Annotated in this window: 16 protein-coding genes, 1 tRNA gene and 1 pseudogene; 6 read left to right on the forward strand and 12 right to left on the reverse strand. The window is 60.3% G+C overall.

The genetic code is table 11. The annotated features are described in order from the left end of the window. Positions 1–282: 282 nt before the first annotated feature. Genes ampD through ccsA form a run of 5 tightly spaced genes read right to left on the reverse strand, consistent with a single transcriptional unit; the run spans position 283 to position 5,092 of the window. On the reverse strand, positions 283–876 hold the full coding sequence (gene ampD / locus AAGF34_RS11480) for a 1,6-anhydro-N-acetylmuramyl-L-alanine amidase AmpD (RefSeq protein WP_342620732.1): 594 nt from the start codon (positions 874–876) through the stop codon (positions 283–285). Beyond that, a complete protein-coding gene (locus tag AAGF34_RS11485) occupies positions 869–2,329 on the reverse strand; it encodes a sigma-54 dependent transcriptional regulator (protein ID WP_342620733.1) in 1,461 nt (486 codons plus the stop codon). The genes ampD and AAGF34_RS11485 overlap by 8 nt, the downstream gene beginning before the upstream one ends. Beyond that, entirely contained in the window at positions 2,326–4,071 is a 1,746-nt protein-coding gene (locus AAGF34_RS11490) for an ATP-binding protein (RefSeq protein ID WP_342620734.1), read from the reverse strand. The genes AAGF34_RS11485 and AAGF34_RS11490 overlap by 4 nt, the downstream gene beginning before the upstream one ends. After that, complete coding sequence (locus AAGF34_RS11495) at positions 4,071–4,298, reverse strand: PP0621 family protein (RefSeq protein WP_342620735.1); 228 nt, start codon at positions 4,296–4,298, stop codon at positions 4,071–4,073. Before AAGF34_RS11495 ends, AAGF34_RS11490 begins: the two co-directional genes overlap by 1 nt. Next, positions 4,295–5,092, reverse strand: a complete 798-nt coding sequence (ccsA, locus tag AAGF34_RS11500) for a cytochrome c biogenesis protein CcsA (RefSeq protein ID WP_342620736.1) — start codon at positions 5,090–5,092, stop codon at positions 4,295–4,297. Before ccsA ends, AAGF34_RS11495 begins: the two co-directional genes overlap by 4 nt. An 80-nt stretch (positions 5,093–5,172) precedes the next feature. On the opposite strand from ccsA, the gene ffh reads away from it, so the two are divergent. Further along, positions 5,173–6,546, forward strand: a complete 1,374-nt coding sequence (ffh, locus tag AAGF34_RS11505) for a signal recognition particle protein (RefSeq protein ID WP_342620737.1) — start codon at positions 5,173–5,175, stop codon at positions 6,544–6,546. Here ffh and miaB read toward each other — a convergent pair. The 7 genes from miaB to AAGF34_RS11540 all read right to left on the reverse strand — a co-directional run bounded on the left by miaB (position 6,543) and on the right by AAGF34_RS11540 (position 13,097). Next, positions 6,543–7,883 (reverse strand): tRNA (N6-isopentenyl adenosine(37)-C2)-methylthiotransferase MiaB, encoded by a 1,341-nt coding sequence (gene miaB, locus AAGF34_RS11510; RefSeq protein WP_342620738.1) that lies wholly within the window; start codon positions 7,881–7,883, stop codon positions 6,543–6,545. The genes ffh and miaB overlap by 4 nt on opposite strands. A 101-nt stretch (positions 7,884–7,984) precedes the next feature. Then, positions 7,985–8,341 carry a hypothetical protein gene (locus tag AAGF34_RS11515; protein WP_342620739.1) on the reverse strand — a complete coding sequence of 119 codons (357 nt, stop codon included), beginning with the start codon at positions 8,339–8,341 and terminating at the stop codon, positions 7,985–7,987. A 96-nt stretch (positions 8,342–8,437) separates the two neighbouring features. Then, positions 8,438–8,514, reverse strand: a tRNA-Met gene (locus AAGF34_RS11520). A 59-nt stretch (positions 8,515–8,573) separates the two neighbouring features. Then, positions 8,574–9,353 carry an enoyl-CoA hydratase gene (locus AAGF34_RS11525; RefSeq protein ID WP_342620740.1) on the reverse strand — a complete coding sequence of 260 codons (780 nt, stop codon included), beginning with the start codon at positions 9,351–9,353 and terminating at the stop codon, positions 8,574–8,576. Positions 9,354–9,383: 30 nt separating this feature from the next. Then, positions 9,384–11,207 (reverse strand): peptidase M61, encoded by a 1,824-nt coding sequence (locus AAGF34_RS11530; RefSeq protein WP_342620741.1) that lies wholly within the window; start codon positions 11,205–11,207, stop codon positions 9,384–9,386. Next, complete coding sequence (locus tag AAGF34_RS11535) at positions 11,204–11,932, reverse strand: DsbC family protein (RefSeq protein WP_342620742.1); 729 nt, start codon at positions 11,930–11,932, stop codon at positions 11,204–11,206. The genes AAGF34_RS11530 and AAGF34_RS11535 overlap by 4 nt, the downstream gene beginning before the upstream one ends. A gap of 28 nt (positions 11,933–11,960) precedes the next feature. Further along, entirely contained in the window at positions 11,961–13,097 is a 1,137-nt protein-coding gene (locus AAGF34_RS11540; protein WP_342620743.1) for an FAD-dependent monooxygenase, read from the reverse strand. 212 nt (positions 13,098–13,309) lie between these two features. On the opposite strand from AAGF34_RS11540, the gene AAGF34_RS11545 reads away from it, so the two are divergent. From AAGF34_RS11545 to AAGF34_RS11565, 5 genes and pseudogenes are all read left to right on the forward strand, one after another. After that, complete coding sequence (locus AAGF34_RS11545) at positions 13,310–14,950, forward strand: TonB C-terminal domain-containing protein (RefSeq protein WP_342620744.1); 1,641 nt, start codon at positions 13,310–13,312, stop codon at positions 14,948–14,950. Positions 14,951–15,020: 70 nt separating this feature from the next. Continuing rightward, the gene (locus AAGF34_RS11550; protein WP_342620745.1) at positions 15,021–15,344 is read left to right on the forward strand and encodes a hypothetical protein; all 324 of its coding nucleotides are present in this window, start codon (positions 15,021–15,023) and stop codon (positions 15,342–15,344) included. After that, positions 15,341–16,087 carry a class I SAM-dependent methyltransferase gene (locus AAGF34_RS11555; protein WP_342620746.1) on the forward strand — a complete coding sequence of 249 codons (747 nt, stop codon included), beginning with the start codon at positions 15,341–15,343 and terminating at the stop codon, positions 16,085–16,087. The genes AAGF34_RS11550 and AAGF34_RS11555 overlap by 4 nt, the downstream gene beginning before the upstream one ends. A 243-nt stretch (positions 16,088–16,330) precedes the next feature. After that, a pseudogene (locus AAGF34_RS11560) lies at positions 16,331–16,429 on the forward strand (GTPase); the annotation flags it as partial. A 271-nt stretch (positions 16,430–16,700) separates the two neighbouring features. Continuing rightward, positions 16,701–17,834 (forward strand): YaaC family protein, encoded by a 1,134-nt coding sequence (locus AAGF34_RS11565; protein WP_342620747.1) that lies wholly within the window; start codon positions 16,701–16,703, stop codon positions 17,832–17,834. Positions 17,835–17,901: the final 67 nt, after the last annotated feature.

A 17,901-nucleotide genomic window follows, 5' to 3' on the forward strand; every position in this document is an offset into this window, starting at 1 on the left:
GGCAAGCCACTACCTGTAGTGTATCCAACGACGATGCGGGATGGCCCATTGCGACTGAAAAAAGTTGCAACAAGGTCTTGCAATGCAGGACTTTTTCTCTCCGCCCGCGCCCAGCCCGCATGAAATGCGGCTCCAACAAAAAGGACGTCGATTTGGCGCGGCTTGGCGGACGTTTTTGTCGCCAAAAGCGCGCCGCGCAAGACCTTTCGTGGCCGGCGTTTTTGTCAGATAAGTGTGCACCTGCGGATGCCGGCTGCACCAGGTCGGCCTGTCAGCCGCCCATCACATATGCTTATCGGGAAAATACGGGGGTAAAAAGCCGCAACGGTTACGCAGATAGTCCCAATCAAAGCCGGGACCGGGGTCGGATTTGCGTCCCGGGGCAATGTGTTCGTGTCCCGCGATGTGCGCAACCGGGTAATGGCCAGCGATCGCGGGCAACAGGGCGAGCAGGGTTTCGTACTGGGGTTGCTCGAAGGTGTTGCCTTCCAGTCCTTCGAGTTCTATGCCTATGGAGAAGTCATTGCAGTTGCTTCGCTCGCCAAAGCGCGACTGCCCTGCATGCCAGGCCCGGTCATCGCAGCTGACGAACTGCCACAACTCGCCTCCACGCTGAATGAAGAAATGCGCGGAAACCTGCAGACCTTCCATTTGCTTGAAGTAAGGGTGTGCGTTCCAGTCCAGCGTATTGCAAAAAAGCTGCTGCACCGCATCTCCTCCGTACTCGCCGGGTGGCAGGCTGACGGAGTGCAGCACCACCAGATCGACAGCCACGTCTTTGGGGCGTGGTCCGAAATTGGGCGAATCACAGCGGCGTGCAAAGGCGTACCAGCCATCTCGCCACGTGATCGGGTCCACGGCAGGGGGGCTATTCATCGGAATCCTCGCCGCTCACGTCTGGTGCATCGATCTTGAGCCTGGCTATGCGGTAGCGTATTTGTCGCAACGTCAGTCCCAGCTGTTTGGCTGCCAGGGTACGGTTGAATCCGGTTTCCCGCAACGCACGCACCAGGATGCTGCGCTCCTGCTCGTCCAGATAGCGTTGCAGGTCGTCCGGCAAGGGCGCTTTGGCCGCCGGGGTCTCCACCGCCTGGGGAGGCGTTGAAGTGCGTTGGGGGGAGGGCATGCAGCGCTCAAGCTCTATGCCCGAGAGTTCGAGGGCGTTGCCTTCGCTGAGGGCCAGCGCACGGTGCAGAATGTTTTCCAGTTCACGCACGTTACCCAGCAAGGGCAGTCCGGCCAGGCGCGCCATGGTGTGGGCGGGGACCTGCCGCATGGGCAGGTCGGAATCCCGGGAAATGCGCTCCAGCAATGTCTGGCACAGCGCAGGCAAATCCTCCGGGCGCTCGCGCAGAGGTGGGATGTCTATGTCAATCACGTTGAGGCGGTAGAACAGGTCCTGACGGAAAGTGCCTGCGACGACTTCGCTGGGCAGATCCTTGTGGGTTGCACTGACGACGCGCACATCCACAATTTCCTCCTGGGTGCTGCCCAGGGGGCGTATTCGCCGCTCCTGGATGGCTCGCAGCAGCTTGGCCTGCATGGGCAGCGGCAGATCGCCAATTTCGTCCAGAAACAAGGTGCCTCCGTTGGCCGCCTGGAAGAAGCCTTCACGGTCATGTGTGGCGCCGGTGTAGGCCCCTTTCTTGGCACCGAAGAACTCCGCTTCCAGCAGGTTCTCGGGGATGGCACCGCAGTTCACTGCAACCCATGGGCCATCGCGGCGGTGGCTGTTGGCATGCAGTGCCTGGGCTACCAGTTCCTTGCCGGTCCCGGATTCGCCGCGCACCATCACCGGCGCCATGCTGCGCGCCACTTTGGCAACGCGCTCGCGCACGGCGCGCATTGCTGGCGAGTCGCCCACCAGGCGCTGCAGTGCCTGCTCCCCCTTTCCGCCTAGCGCTGCAGCTGGTGTATCTGGCGGCGTAGGCAGGACGTCGGAGGCCGTTGCCGCGGCCGTGCGTGCGCCCAATGCCGCGGCGCTCACCACTGCGCGGAACTGCTTGAGGTCCACCGGCTTGGTGAGATAGTCAAATGCACCCGCCTTGAGGGAGTCCACCGCATTCTCGGCAGATCCATACGCGGTGATCACGATGCAACGCTCTTGCCGCTGCTGCGCGCGCAATCCCTTGAGCAGATCGATGCCGGAGCCATCCGGTAGGCGCATGTCGGTGATTACCAGATCAAATCGCTGCCTGTTGAGCTGCTCCCACGCCTCTTGTATGGTCGCGGCGGCATCCACCTGGTAGCCCTCGCGTAGCAGCGTGAGCTCATACAGCGTACGAAGATCTGGTTCGTCGTCAATGACCAGGATTTGGATGTCAGTCAATGGGTGTGTGGAGGCCATACGGATGGGATTGCTTCCTCATTGTCCGGGACGGCACCGGCGACGCGTACCAGGGTGATGGCAAAGGCATTTCCATCCACCATCTGGCCATCGACTGCGCGCCGGCTGCGTTCATAGGCAATGCTGGCTCCGTGCCCTTCACAGAGTTGGCGACAAATATAAAGCCCCAAGCCACTGGAGCGGCTCTCGGATGAGAAAAAAGGTTCAAACAGGTGACGCTCCACGGTCTGGTCCAGTGGCGGGCCTTCGCTCCAAACCTCCAGAGTGGCAAATTCTCCCTGGGGGACATAAGTCTGTACCCGGATATTGTGAGGCACGTCGCTGGAGAAGCGGCGTGCATTGTCCAGCAGATTGACCAGCACGCGGCGCAGATGGTCACCTTCAAATTGCACGGTGGTGGGTACATCTGCCAATGTGCACAGCAGGCGTTGACGGCAGTGGTTTTGCTCCCCCCATTCGTTGCAGATGCGTTGGGTGGTCGAGTTCAGCGCCACATGCAATGCCGTGAGCCCACCTTCCCGCGGTTGTGCCCGCGCCGCATCCAGAATGTCGTCCACGATTTTGGACAGGCGCTGCGTGTTCTGATGCACCATGCGGGTCAACTTCTTGTGACGCAGTTCGCTCAGGTCTTCCTCCAGCAGCGCATTGGCCTGTGAAATTGCTGCCAGGGGGTTGCGGATTTCGTGCGCCACCGCTGTGGACATGCGGCCCATGCTGGCGAGCTTTTCAGTACGCATGCGTGCTTCCTGCTCTCTCTGGTCCTTCATGAACAGCACGCACAAACTCTCCCCGCCAAGCGCCTGCGGATTGGTGGGCCGGGTGCTCACATGGATGCGACGCGGACCCCTTTCGGGGGAGCGGATACTGATGTCCTCTTCCTGGGCCATTGCCAGGGCAAAGCTGCGCTGCGTCAAATCAAGCAGGGGTTGCCATTCGGCTCTTTGCTGCAGATGGCTGAATGATTCCGGCGACTCCGTGGCGTCCGCCATCAATGCGCGTGCTGCCGGATTTGCCGCGCGGATGGCGCCCTGCCGGTCCACAATCAGCACCCCATCGGGCAGGGACTCAATAACCAGTTCGTTGACCTGCCGTTGCAGGTTGACTGCCGCCTGGCTGCTGCGTACCCGCAAACCCTCACTGGCCAAACGGGTGGACAGCTGATTGGCAAGCAAAGCGATGGCAAAGTAGCCCGCCCCAGTGAGGGCGGCCTGCAGCAGCGTGACAGTGGTGCCGGTGCTGACCTGCAGTAATTCGGGCAGGGTGCTGCCGAGCAGCAGCACCGTCACCCCGGCGGCGGTACCGAGCGCCAGTCGCAAGGACCCCAGCACCGATGCCAACAAGATTGGCAGGGCAAACAACGGCGTGTAGTTGACCGGGCTGCCCTGCAGGATTTGCAGCGAAGAAAACGCCAGCACGTCCAGCCCGACCAGCCGGATCCAGTGGCGGTTGAACCGATCACCGAGAAACAGAGGTTTGCCAAACAGTCCGGTGGTCAGGGTGCTGGCGAAATACGCCACACTGATGAGGAGCAGCCAGATGCTGTGTGTAGAGCCAGTGGCCCGCATGGTGATCTGCATGGCCACCAGCACCAGACCCAGCGTCAGACGGGCCGTCATGAAGCCCTGCCAGATACGAGAGAACTCGCGTGTATCGTCCGTATGGATATCCGTACCCGACGCTGCTACCGGTCCCAGCCAGGAGCGCACGCGGGCAGACACGGACATCAGGGCTCCCGGGCCAGGCGGTGCGCGGCGCTGCAGTACACCGCCTGTGCGCCGTGTACGGCCTCGGTCGCCGGCAGATGCACACCGCAGTGCGCACATACCACCATGGCCGCGGCACCTGGGGGGGGCGCACTCTTGCGCACTGCCTTGTTCACCTTGTTGGCACGGGAGTGACGCCACTGGAATGCAAACACCATGAAGATGAAGAACAGCAGTAGGAACTTCACGGTGCGCGTCCCAGAATGATCTCCAGCACAAAGCGTGACCCCACATAGGCCAGCAGCAAAAATGCCGACCCCATGTACAACACCGTGGTGGCCCGCTTGCCGCGCCAGCCGAAACCAATGCGTCCGACCAGCAGCACCACGAAGGTCAGCCATGACAGTACCGAGAACACCGTCTTGTGGTCCCAGCGCCAAGCGTGGCCATAGACCACCTCGCCAAACAGCATGCCGACCACCAGCGTGGCACTGAGCAGCACGAATCCGGCACCCACGAAGCGATAGGTCAGCCGCTCCAGGGTCAGAAGCGGCAGTCCACTGTGGGAGTCCTTGCCAGAGCGAATGCGTCGCTCCGCGTGGTTCATGAACCATGCATGCACCACCGCCATGCCGAACAGGCCGTAGCAGGCCACACCAAAAGCCAGGTGCACCGGAAGCCAGACCGAGGTGGTGGCGGGCATGACACTGCCCGGAAACAAATAGGCCAGCATGACAGCAATGGCGCCAATGGTGCTGAGCGTCCAGCGCGTCGGGAGCTGCGGGTAAATCAGGCTTTCCACCGCATATACCGCAGCCACCAGCCAGGCGGTGACCGAGAGGGCCGTGGCAAAACCGAAGTGCGGCGGATCGCCCAGCAGTGCCAGCGCCAGCAAAGCCCCCTGCAATAGCCAGGCTACTCCCACCCACAAATGGGCGGACCGCACTCCCATGCGGTTGACCAGAACGGCTGGAAAAGCATAGGCCAGCGCGGACAGAACCGACAGAATCAGCGGGATAGGGGACGCACTGGCTAAAATCATGTGCACAGTTTAGCGTTTTGCATTCCGCCAGCTCCGTCTGGCGCCCAAATACAGGTTCCGGCTTGCCGGACTTTTCACCCATGGCCTCCGCACTCACCGACAAACTCAGCCGCCTCGTCAAGGAACTTCGCGGGCAGGCGCGCATCACCGAAAGCAATGTCTCCGACATGCTGCGGGAGGTGCGCATGGCGCTGCTGGAGGCCGATGTGGCACTTCCGGTGGTGCGTGATTTCATTGCACGCGTCAAGGAAAAGGCGCTGGGCCAGGAAGTGCTGGGCTCGTTGCAACCCGGTCAGGTGCTGGTGAGCATCGTCAATCGTGAGCTTGCAGCCACCATGGGAGAGGGCATCAGCGACATCAATCTGGCGGCCCAGCCGCCCGCGGTGATTCTGATGGCGGGTCTGCAGGGCGCAGGTAAGACCACCACCACCGGCAAGCTGGCCAAGCACCTGATCGAAAAGCGCAAGAAAAAGGTGCTGACGGTCTCGGGCGACGTGTACCGCCCGGCCGCTATCGAGCAGTTGAAGACGGTGACAGCGCAGGCCGGCGCCGAGTGGTTCCCCAGCACGCCAGACCAGAAGCCGGTGGACATCGGCCTGGCAGCCCTGGACTACGCCAAGAAGCACTTTTTTGACGTGTTGCTGGTGGACACCGCGGGGCGTCTGGCCATTGACGAAGCCTTGATGCTGGAAATCAAGCAGCTGCACGCCGCCCTCAACCCGGTGGAAACGCTGTTCGTGGTCGACGCCATGCAGGGGCAGGACGCGGTCAACACGGCCAAGGCATTCAAGGACGCGCTGCCGTTGACCGGCATTGTGCTGACCAAGACCGATGGCGACTCGCGCGGTGGTGCAGCGTTGTCGGTGCGTCAAGTCACGGGGGCGCCCATCAAGTTTGCCGGCGTGAGCGAAAAACTTGACGGCCTGGAAGTGTTCGATGCAGAGCGCCATGCGGGGCGTATTCTGGGCATGGGCGACATCGTTGCGCTGGTGGAGCAGGTCACTTCCGGCGTCAACATCGAAGCAGCGCAGAAACTGGCCGCCAAGGTCAAGAGCGGTGCCGGTTTCGACCTCAACGACTTCCTGGCGCAGATTCAGCAGATGAAGCAGATGGGCGGGCTCTCCAGTCTCATGGACAAGCTGCCCGCCGCCATGACGGCCAAGGCTGGTCAGGTCGACATGGAGCGCGCCGAAAAGGACATCAAACGCAAGGAAGGCATCATCCACAGCATGACGCCGCTGGAGCGCGCCAAGCCCGAGCTCATCAAGGCCACGCGCAAGCGCCGCATCGCCGCGGGCGCGGGTGTTCAGGTGCAGGAGGTCAACCGCATGCTCAAGGAATTCGAGCAAATGCAGGAAATGATGAAGAAGATGAAGGGCGGCGGCATGATGAAGATGATGAAGCGCCTGGGTGGAATGAAGGGCATGAAAGGCATGCCCGGCATGCCTTTCTAGGCAAGCGCTTCCGTCGTCACCACTTCACCACGCAAGGTGTAGCTGCGCGTCTCGGTGATGCGCACATCCACCATCTGGCCGATCAGCCGGGGTTGGCCGGCAAAGTTCACGACCCGGTTGCACTCGGTGCGGCCCATGAGTTCACCGCTGTCGCGCTTGGAGCTCCCTTCCACCAGCAGGCGCTGCACCGTGCCCAAGCGACTTTCGCTGATGCGGGTGATGTTGGCGTTGATGACGCCCTGCAGGTGTTGCAGGCGGCGCAGCTTCACATCGTGCGGCGTGTCATCGTGCAAGTTGGCCGCAGGTGTTCCGGGGCGCGGGCTGAAGATGAAGCTGAAGCTGTTGTCAAAGCCGATGTCGTCGATCAGCTTCATCATCTTGTTGAAGTCGTCTTCCGTTTCTCCGGGGAAGCCGACGATGAAGTCGCTGCTCATGGCCATGTCCGGACGGATGGCGCGCAATTTGCGCACCGTGCTCTTGTATTCCATGGCGGTATAGCCGCGCTTCATGGCCATCAGGATATTGTCGCTTCCGTGCTGCACCGGCAGATGCAGATGGCTGACCAGCTTCGGGATTTTGTCGTACGCGGCGATCAGGGAAGGCGTGAACTCATTGGGGTGGCTGGTGGTGAAGCGCAGGCGTTCAATGCCCGGAATGTCGGCCACATATTCCAGCAGGGTGGCAAAGTCCGCAACTTCAGAGCCGCCAGCACCCATGGGCGCACGCCAGGCATTCACGTTCTGGCCCAGCAGGGTGATTTCCTTGACCCCCTGGTCGGCCAGCCCGGCCACCTCTACCAGCACGTCCTCAAACGGGCGGCTCACCTCTTCGCCGCGGGTGTAGGGCACCACGCAGTAGCTGCAATACTTGCTGCAGCCTTCCATGATGCTCACAAAAGCGGATGCGCCTTCCACCTTGGCGGGCGGCAGGTGATCGAACTTTTCAATTTCCGGAAAGCTGATGTCCACCTGCGGCTTGTTCTGGGCCGCGCGTGCCGCCAGCATCTCCGGCAGCCTGTGTAGGGTTTGCGGGCCAAACACCACGTCCACATAGGGTGCGCGGGCGATGATGGCCGCACCTTCCTGGCTGGCCACGCAGCCACCTACGCCGATCTGCACGCCTTTCTTCTTGAGGTGCTTGATACGGCCCAGGTCAGAGAACACCTTTTCCTGGGCCTTTTCCCGCACGGAGCAGGTGTTGAAGAGAATCAGGTCGGCCTCTTCCACGTCCTGCGTGGGCTCGTAGCCCTGGGCCGCGCCCAACACGTCGGCCATCTTGTCCGAGTCGTACTCGTTCATCTGGCAGCCAAAGGTTTTGATAAAGACTTTTTTGGACATGGAGCAACTCCGCGAAATACAAGGGTGCAGCGACGTGCTGCAAAGAGGGGCTGCCGCGCAGGCGGCGAAGCAGTGTCAGCCGCCATGGCGGCTGCAAAGTGCTACTGCTGGGTGGGCAGTTTGAGCGCGGCTTCCGCGTCGGTCAGTATCCAGACGTCGTGCACTTCACCGGTCGGGTTGCGCACGTAGTTCACCACCAGGCTTTGGCCCACGATGGAACCGGACAGCACCAGCAGGTTGTTGGTTCCCCGGATCCGGGAGCCGGGAGAAAGCCGGTCAGCCTTGCCATCCATCTGGATGATGGGCGGATAGGTCACCACCATGGTGCCGCGCATGGCGTTGGGCGGGAAGGGGCGCACATTGATTTGCGCCTGCGACAGAGCGGCCAGGCCCAGCAAGGGCAGGGCCAGCAAGGTGCGCCGCAGACGCGACGGGTGTTTGAAGTTGCAGCGGTTCATGGTGTGTATCCAGAGGCTGTGGAGGGAATGGTCGGGATGCTATCACGCGTCCAGAAACCAAAAAGCCCGCCAAAAGGACAGCGGGCTTGGGGAATTTGGTGGTGATAGGTGGATTTGAACCACCGACATCAGCATTATGAATGCTGCGCTCTAACCAACTGAGCTATATCACCGAAGGCCGCAATTATAGCAAGTCCAAACGGACTTTTGTCAGCGGCCTTTTGATCGGGCTTCAGGCGTTGCGGAATTCAGCCTTGCGCTTGTTCACGAAGGCGTCCATGCCTTCCTTCTGGTCGGCGGTGGCAAACAGCGCGTGGAACAGGCGGCGTTCGAACATCAGGCCATCGGACAGGCCGCTTTCGAAGGCGCGGTTGACAGTCTCCTTGGCCGCCATGGTGGCAATCTGGGAGTAGCCGCAAATCATCAGGGCGGCGCCCAGCGCTTCATCCATCAATTTGTCTTGCGGAACCACACGGCTGACCAGGCCAGCGCGCTCGGCTTCGGCGGCGTCCATCATGCGACCGGTCAGGGCCAGATCCATGGCCTTGGACTTGCCCACGGCGCGGGGCAGGCGTTGCGTACCGCCGGCACCGGGGATGATGCCCAGCTTGATTTCAGGCTGGCCGAATTTGGCTGTGTCGGAGGCGATGATGAAGTCGCACATCATGGCCAACTCGCAGCCGCCGCCCAGCGCAAAGCCGCTCACCGCAGCGATCACAGGTTTGCGGATGCTGCGAATGATTTCCCAGTTGCGGGTGATGAAATCGTCACGGTAGGCCTCGGTAAAGGTCTTGGTGGCCATGGCGGTGATGTCGGCACCCGCAGCAAAAGCCTTCTCACTGCCGGTGATCACGATGCAGCCGATGGCTTCGTCGGCATCAAAGGTCTTGAGCGCATGGCCTAGCTCGATCATCAGCTGCTCATTGAGGGCATTGAGCTGCTTGGGACGGTTGAGCGTGATGATGGCAGCCTTCTCGCCTTCCACACGGGTGTTGATGCATTCGTAGTTCATGGGGTGGTCTCTCTAAACGGGAAATCAAAACTATAGCGGAGCGGGTCGCTCCAGCCAGCGGTTGACGGCATCGGCATCGCGCTGGGCCAGGCGTACCGCCGTGCTGGGCATCGGCATGGACAGCTTGAGTGTGAGCAACAGCTTGTCGCGTGCTACCGTCACCACCACCTTCTTCGCATTGCCGCAGTACAGCGTCAGATCGTCCAACGTCAGCATGCGCCAGGGGCCGCTGGCCTTGGCAACATCAGCTTGCACGGCCAGCCATTCATCGCCTGCGGCGAAACCGGCTTTTTCGGCCACACCGCCACGCAGCACCTGCTGAATCGTCACCCCGCCAGACTCCTTGACACGCAAGCCCAACTGTTGCGCCACTTGGTCCGGCTCGCGGTGCACCTGCACGCCATTGCGCTCCAGCAGCTCGGCAACCGGGAGCTCCTGCGTGCTATGCACCCAGTGGCTGATTTCCTTGGCAAACGAGCGCTTGCCCAAATCCTGCAGTACGGCCAGCAGGTCCTGCTCCGTCATGGGGCCGGCCTTGCAGCGGGCCCACAGAGACTGCATCACTGCGTCCAGTGTGGTGTGGCCTTCTGCGCGCAAGGTCAGGTCCAGGCACAGCGCAACCAGCGACCCTTTGGTGTAGTAGCTGACGGTGGCGTTAGCCGTGTTTTCGTCCTGGCGGTAGTACTTCACCCAGGCATCAAAACTGGCTTGCGCCACGCTTTGCACCAGGCGGCCCGGCGTTTGCTGTACCTGGTTGATGGTCTTGCCCAGCAGTTTGAGGTAGATGGCGTTGTCAATCAGGCCAGCGCGGCGCAGCAGCAGGTCATCGTAGTAACTGGTGAAACCTTCAAAGAACCACAGCAGCTCGGTGTAGTTCTCCTGTGCGTAGTCGTAACGCGCAAACTCAGCAGGGCGCAGGCGCTTGACGTTCCAAGTGTGGAAGTACTCATGGCTGATCAGGCCCTGCAACACGGTGTAGCCCTCAGGCTGCTTGTGTTTGGTGGGCGCCAGGGTCTGGCGCTCCTTGCGCGGCAGGTCCTTGCGGTTGCAGATCAATGCCGTGGAATTGCGGTGCTCCAGGCCGCCGTAGCCGTCGTGTACCGCATTGAGCATGAACAGGTAGCTTTTGAAGGGTGCCGCTTTGGCGCCCTTGGCCAGTGCGCCGTGCCAGAGGCGAATCTCTGCTTCGCAAATGGCCTTGGTGTCGGCAACCAGCTTGTCGCCATCGAAGCTCTCGGTGGCACCGGACACCACAAAGCGGTGCGGTATGCCGCAGGCCTCGAACTCGGCGCTCCAGAAGGTGCCCATCTCCACCGGACAGTCCACCAACGCGTCGTAATCGTCGGCCTGGTAGCTGCCAAAGCCGGACTTGAGCACGCGCAGCGGGGCAAGGCCGGTAGCCAGCTTCCAGGCTGGGGCTTGCGCAGGCACGGCGATATCCACGGTATGAGGCAGTCCCTCGGCACCCGCCACTTTCAGGAACAGGCTGGTGCCGTTGAAGAAGCCACGTGTGGCGTCCAGCCAGGCGGTGCGCACCGAGCTGTCAAAGGCGTAGACCTGATACTGCACCTGCAGCGCAACGCCGGGCTTGCAGCTCACCAGCCAGCTGGCCTTGTCGCGCTGCGTGGACGCCACGACCCGGCCGGATTGCCGGCATTGGAGCTTCTGCAGGTTCTTGGCGAACTCGCGCACCAGATAGCTGCCCGGAATCCACACCGGCAGCTGCAAGAGCTGCTCGGCCTGGGGCATTGGAATCGTCAGCGTGACATTGAAAAGATGCGCGTGCAGGTCGGCAACTTCAACCTGGTAATGAATGCCTTGTGCGCGGTCCGCGGGAGCTTTCCCCCGGCTCATGACTTGGCTTCAGCCAGGCGTTTTTCGATTTGCTTGGCGTCAATGGCGCCCGGTACACGCGTACCGTCCACAAAGATCAGCGTAGGTGTGCCATTGATCTTGTAGGTGCGGCCCAGTTCCACATTGCGCTTGAGCGCGTTGGTGTCACACATCTGCACGGAGTTTGGAATGGGCACCTCGCGCACCATCCAGTCTTGCCAGACTTGGCCGCGGTCCTTGGCACACCAGATGGCCTTGGATTTTTCCAGGGAGTCCGGCCCCAGGATGGGGTAGAGGAACATGTGGATAGTGACGTTGTTGACCGTTTGCAGTTCGCGTTCAAAGCGTTTGCAGTAACCGCAGTTGGGGTCTTCAAACACCACCAGCTTGCGCTCGCCGGTGCCGCGCACGATGGTGAACGCATCCTTGTAGGGCAGGGTATCCACCTTGATGGCGGTGAGCTTGTCCACCCGTTCTTCGGTCAGGTTGCGGTGCTGCTTGGTGTCATACAGGCTGCCCACCATCAGGTAGTCGCCCTGGGCGTCGGTGTAATAGACCTCGGTGCCGTTGACACGGATTTCGTAGACACCGGGCATGCCGGTCTTGCTGACCTCGTCAATGGCCTTGAGTTCCGGGAAGCGCTGGGTGATGTTCTTGCGGATGGTGGCTTCCTGGGCAAGGCAGGCTGCCGAGACTGCAAGGGCTAACAAGGCAAGGCCGAAGCGGCGCATAGTGGCGGTTTTCATAGGGTTCTCTGGGTAAGGGGTGAGGAGATCAGGCGGCGCTGGCGTTGTGCATCGTGCCCATGGCACGGCCGGTAACCCAGCGCTTGAGCGGTCCGCTACGTTCGAAGCCACGCATGCCAATGCTGCGCAAGGTTTGCCAGGTGGGATGGTTTTGCTGGAATATCTGTTGCAGTGCGTCGCCGGAGCCGCCAACGACTGCGAAATCGGCCTTGCGTGCACGCTCGTAGGCGCGCAGCAACTTGGGGTCACCCACACTGCGCCAGTAGGCGCGCTGGTCCAGGATGCGCACGAGTTCGGCCACATCTCCCAGTCCCAGATTCAGGCCTTGGCCCGCAAGTGGATGCACGTTGTGGGCGGCGTCGCCGGCCAATGCCCAACTGGCGCCGTGCGCATGGCCCACCCAGCGGCGCGCCTGCGCGGCCTGCAATGGCCAAACCTTGCGTTCGCTGCTGAGACTCAATGCACTCAGGGCGCCGTGGCTGGCAGCTTCCAGTTCGGCGCAAAAGTCCGCCGCAGTCGCCGCCTGCATTTCCTGTGCGCGCTCGGGGCGCAGGGACCATACCAGAGCACACACATTTCCTTGAGCACCACCCAGCGGCAGCAAGGCGAGGATGTCGCCATTGTCAAACCACTGGCGCGCCACTTGGGCATGCGGCACTGCGCATTCCACGCGGGCAGCCAAAGCCCATTGGTTGTAGGGCTTGGCATCAAATTCCACACCGAACTCGCGCCGCGTGGCGCTGGCACGGCCTTCGCACACCACCGTGAGTTCTGCCTTGGCCGGTGTATCCACCATCTCGATCAGGGGTTGAAAGCGCACGGCCTCCTTGAGCAAGCCTTCGAGCACTGGCACATCCACGATCCAGTTCAAGGCATCCACGCTATGCTGTGTCGCGTCGAACACGACGGGCTCGTGCTGCTCGCTTTGCACTTGCATGCGGGTGACAGGGGTGGCATGCAGGGCGTCCGGCCAGCAACGTACAGCCTCCAGTACGCTGCGCGACGCGGGGCTGAGCGCATAGGCACGCACATCCGAGTGGGCCGCGTCCGCGGGCGCGTCCTGCGCATACAAGGCAACACGCAGCCGCTTGGCCGCCAGGTGCAACGCCAGACTGCGCCCCACAATGCCGGCGCCACGGATACAAACGTCATAAGTTTTCGACATGGGATCATTGTAGAAGGCTGGTGCACTGAAGCACTCCTGGCATTGCATACACTTGGTGTCCAAGCGGGGATTTGTTCGACAATCGCCGACTGACCGCAAATACTCCACAGGGACACGGCCTCCAAGATGCATGTTGACTCGACTCCAATGGCCAAGGGCAGCGTGTGCCGGCAGTGGCGCGGGAGTCTAGTCCCGCATGGGGAGTGCTCGTCTTGAATACTCCCGTAGTTCGATCAATTCCAGCCCCGAAACATGAGTACAAGCCTGTCAGCATTGCGCTGCTGGTTTCTCTGCTGTTCCATGTACTGGTGCTGAGTCTGACGTTCTACGGTGATGGGCTGGGTTTGCCAGGCTTTGAATTTCCCTGGAGAGAAAGACGCTTGCATGCCGACGATTTGCATCTGGTGCTTGTGCCATTGCAGTCTGTGGAAAAAACTGAATCCACTGCAGGTGGGGCAGTTCAAGCCGAAGCCCAGCCGGAGACCAAAGTGCTGGAAGTGGTGGGGGCGAAAGCCTTGGCGCCTACGGAGCCTGTAGTCACGTTGACGACGCCACCCGTCAACTTGCCTTCTGAAGAAATTCGCCCCGTGCAGCCAGCTCCGGTGCTGTTGGCAGAGCGGGCCAATCCCGCCGCCATCGCGGTAGTGCCCCCCGCACCGCCGTCGCCACCCGTTGCGGCGCCCAACATACCCACTCCAGAACCTGCAAAACCCGTGATGCCGGATGCAAACACGGCATTGCCCAAGCAGCCTGATCCGCCGGCTGGTGAGCGGATCATGGAGGCAGTCAAATCCGCGCGGACCGATCAGGAGACGCCGCCTCCGCCGGACCCGTTGGAGATAGCGCGCAAGATGGCAGAACAACAGGACGCCGCCCGCGCACTAGCTGCCCGCCAAGAGGCCGATCGCCAGGAGGCAGCCAGCAAGCTTGTTGCGCAGCAAGAGGCCGCACGTCAGGAAGCGGCCCGGAAGGAAGCCGAGCAGCAGGATGCTTTGCGCAGGGCGGCGGCGCAACAGGAGGCTGCCCGTCAGGATGCGGAGCGGGCGCAAGCCGAGCGCGTGGAGGCAGCTCGCAAGGAGACCGCGCGTCTGGAAGCGCAACGGGCTGAAGCCGCTCAACAGGCGGCAGCCCGGCAGGAGGCGGCCCGCAAGGACGCTGAGCGATTGGAGGCCGCCCGTGTTGCGGCTGCACAGCAGGATGCGGTGCGTCAGGAGTTGGAGCGCGCAGAGGCTGCTCGCAAGGAAGCTGCGCGACTCGATGCCGCACGTCAGGAGGCAGATCGCATGGATGCGGTACGCAAGGAAGCTGCGCAATTGGCCGCGCGGCAAGAGGCGGCCGATCAGGAAAAGGCGCGCCAGTTGGCCCTGCGCGCCGAGCAGGACGCGAAGCGCCTGGATGCGCGTCGGAAAATGGGGCAGCAGCTTAACGAAGAGGCGGCCCAGCGCGATGCGGCGGCACAGGCTGCGCGCAACTCCCCCTTGCTCCCTTTGTCCATCAGCACGGCACGCAGGGGGCGCCTGTTTGGACGCAGTGACCCCAATGCCGAACTCATTCGCTACGCCGAGGCGTGGAGCCGAAAGATCGAGCTAAACATGACCTTTGACATGGTCCGCGAAGCGGCGAAGCAGCCCCACACCAATCCGCTGGTCACGGTGGCGCTGCGTAGTGACGGCTCGGTGGAGTCGATCACCTTTGTCATGTCAAGTGGCGTGCCAGCCTTGGATGAGGCCATTCGGCAGGTGGTGCAAAGCCAGGCTCCGTATTCCCAGTTTCCGCAGGGACTGTCCCGGGACTACGATGTGATCGAGATCCGTCGCACCTGGAATGTCGACATGGCCATCCGGTTGTACTGATGCAATTCGGTAGCAGAATGGAACCGTTGGAATGCAAGGCGAGTGCATAGGCGTTCATGGAGTTCAAAAAATGGAATACGAAGAGCGATTCACGCAGGCAGAGCTGGGGTCCGTAATTGAACAGGCCTTGATTTATATGTGTGCTTGCCCGGCGCAAGTGGCGCAGGCCATACTGAAGTTGCGCGAGCTGTACCGCTACCAACTGCATTGCTCGGGCCAGGCCGACAGCGACATCGCGGTGCATGAACTGATATCGCAAAGCACGATTCAGTCGCACGCCATCATGCAGGACTGCATGGAAAAAATCATCGAGATGGAGGGCTGGGACAGGGCCACTCTGGAGATGCCGCAAGGGCTGCGCAAACGGCAATTGAAGGAAATATTGTCTACATGAACCTATTTACGCTCGCCGTCCTGGTACTTTTGCTGGCATGTCTTGTCCTCCTGTTCTACTGTGCCCACAAGATTCGAAGAGTCCATTTGCAGGGATTCAAAATCCTGGATGCTGCTAGCCGCGAGGGGGACGTGCTCTTTGCGCAGATGCAGGCCCTGCTCGCGCTCGAGCGGATACTGAAACTACCCGAGCCATTGCCACCCATGCGCGGCTGGGCCGGGTCGCCCGACTTTCTTTTAATGGTGGCAAATCACATTTCACAAAGGAAGCCCAAGGTGGTGATGGAGTGCAGCTCCGGCGTCTCCACCTTGGTGATTGCACGTAGCCTGTCGTTACTCGGCGCGGGCCATGTTTTCAGCCTCGAGCACGATCCGCAATACGCAATGAAGACGCGGGACATGTTGGCCGCCAACGGCGTGTCTGCCTGGGCTACCGTCATTGATGCCCCTCTGGTGAAAGGGGCTGCGCCTAGTCCCTGGTATGACATTTCCGGATTGCCACCCGATGCGTCAGCTGTTGAATTGTTGGTCGTTGATGGCCCCCCCAGCCATGTGGCCCCGCAATCCCGATTCCCGGCGTTGGTGCAACTGCAAACCCGATTGGCCCCTGCATGTACCGTGATGCTGGATGACGCTGATCGACCAGATGAACGGGCCATCGTGCAACGCTGGCTGCAGCAATACCCGGAATTCACGTGCAGCCATTTGCCGTATGAAAAGGGGCTTGCCATATTGGCGAGGTGACATGCCTTCCATGTCCCGCATTTCCGGGGGTGCGGCACACAAGGAGTCGGCGGGAAGGCACCTAAGTACAATCTGCGCCTATTCCCCAGGACAAAACCAGGACCCGAACCGGGCGGACTCCACGCTGTCGGCGCCGCGTCTTGTCCACTGCCAGCTCCGCACTGTGCGAATGTCCGGCACTTCCACCACGCCTGCACTGGGCGCTCTGGCGTAGTTGGGGCCTTGTTTATTAAGGATTTTTGTATGAGTTTGAAGTGTGGCATCGTGGGCTTGCCCAACGTCGGCAAATCGACCCTGTTCAACGCGCTGACCAAGGCGGGTATTGCGGCGGAGAACTATCCCGCAGGCTGGATGAAATAAAAAGGCCAATGGCCACGAGGACTTCCGAGATTTCATAGACGCCGATTGGTAAAGCCAGGACAAAGAATCCTGCTGACAGAAGCATCAAACAGGTATGGGCCATCTTAGGATGGCCTTTGTTTTTTGTCGGCTATAAACGTGGCTGGCTTGTTAGGTTGGTATGCAATGCGGAGGGGCGACTGCCGTGCTGGGCAGAGCTACTTTGTTGCGACAACTTCACTGTCAATGCAAATACAAGGGAGTCTCAGTGGAAATGAGCAATCACGACCTTCAGTTTTTGGAGAGCGCGTCCAACCTACGACAGGCTGTTGAACGAAGCCAGGGCTGGAGGCCAAATGCTGAACAGGCAAATGGGATAGCAGCTTGTTTGAGGCAAGGTCGGCTTTTTTACGCTGCTGGCGAATCGGCTCCGCTGGAAATTCGGCCATTACAGATTTACTATGGTACGGTGGCCTTTGGGAAAGCAGTTTCTCTATCCATGAACAGAAGCGTGGCTTTGAATTCGCTTCCACAGCGTCATGGAATAAAGGATACATCTGCGGCCAATGCGCTCTTGAAAGACCTTTCCATTTCCGTTGATAGTGGCGGTGTATTCCAGCATTTCAATGATTGTGTGGCTAGCGTCAACCGATTGATCTATATCGGCACTGACACCAGTCGCGAAACGTTTCGGTTGCCATGCACACCATCGACTGGGTTGGCGGGTTTAAACCTCTATTTGAAAGATATTTTTTCGCGAATTCCAGACTTGCAGTCGTTGTATGAGGCGACCTTTATGGAGCGTGCAAAATCAGACACGGTACTGTTTTCTTCGCCGCTACTTACTTCAGGAGCATGGCATATCCGCGCTGACGACCCGCAAATTTGCGATGACATTGACACCTTGCGTTCAGTAGTTGCACGCTGGCGAACACTTGCGCCTTTTCTAAGCCAATGGACTGTGACTAATGTCGGGTTTGCATGGGGCAATACTGTTATTCAATTTGAGAGTTTCCAGCACGAAGGAGATGATCTAGCGGATGGCGTGCTGATACAGAATGGACGAGATTTTCGATCAGCTTTTCAATACAGTGATCAGAAACGCTTTTTGACCATAACTGATTACCTGGACCCTTCGTTAGGTGGGTATGACGAAAGCGCCAACACTGGAGTAATTCAGCCGATTGAAGGCAAGTTTTTGTCGGTATATGCTTTGCAATATCTTGCCTTGCACCTATTGAGCAGCTTAGTGCGGTATCGTCCTGCTATTTGGATGCATTCATTGTCTCGTTCTGTAAGCGCTGCTAGACAAGCAGACGATCAAATGCTTGCATTAGTCGAGCGGTTTTTGACGACTAGCCAGTCAATGATGCTGAAGCTGGTGAGTCGAATCATACGCCCTGACTAAGGTAAGAACGTCCTTCGGTAATAGCATCAAAGGCATTGGCCGCACTTTTTGCGCTTTATGTATGTCG

Source organism: Rhodoferax sp. GW822-FHT02A01 (assembly GCF_038784515.1).
Lineage (GTDB): Bacteria > Pseudomonadota > Gammaproteobacteria > Burkholderiales > Burkholderiaceae_C > Allorhodoferax.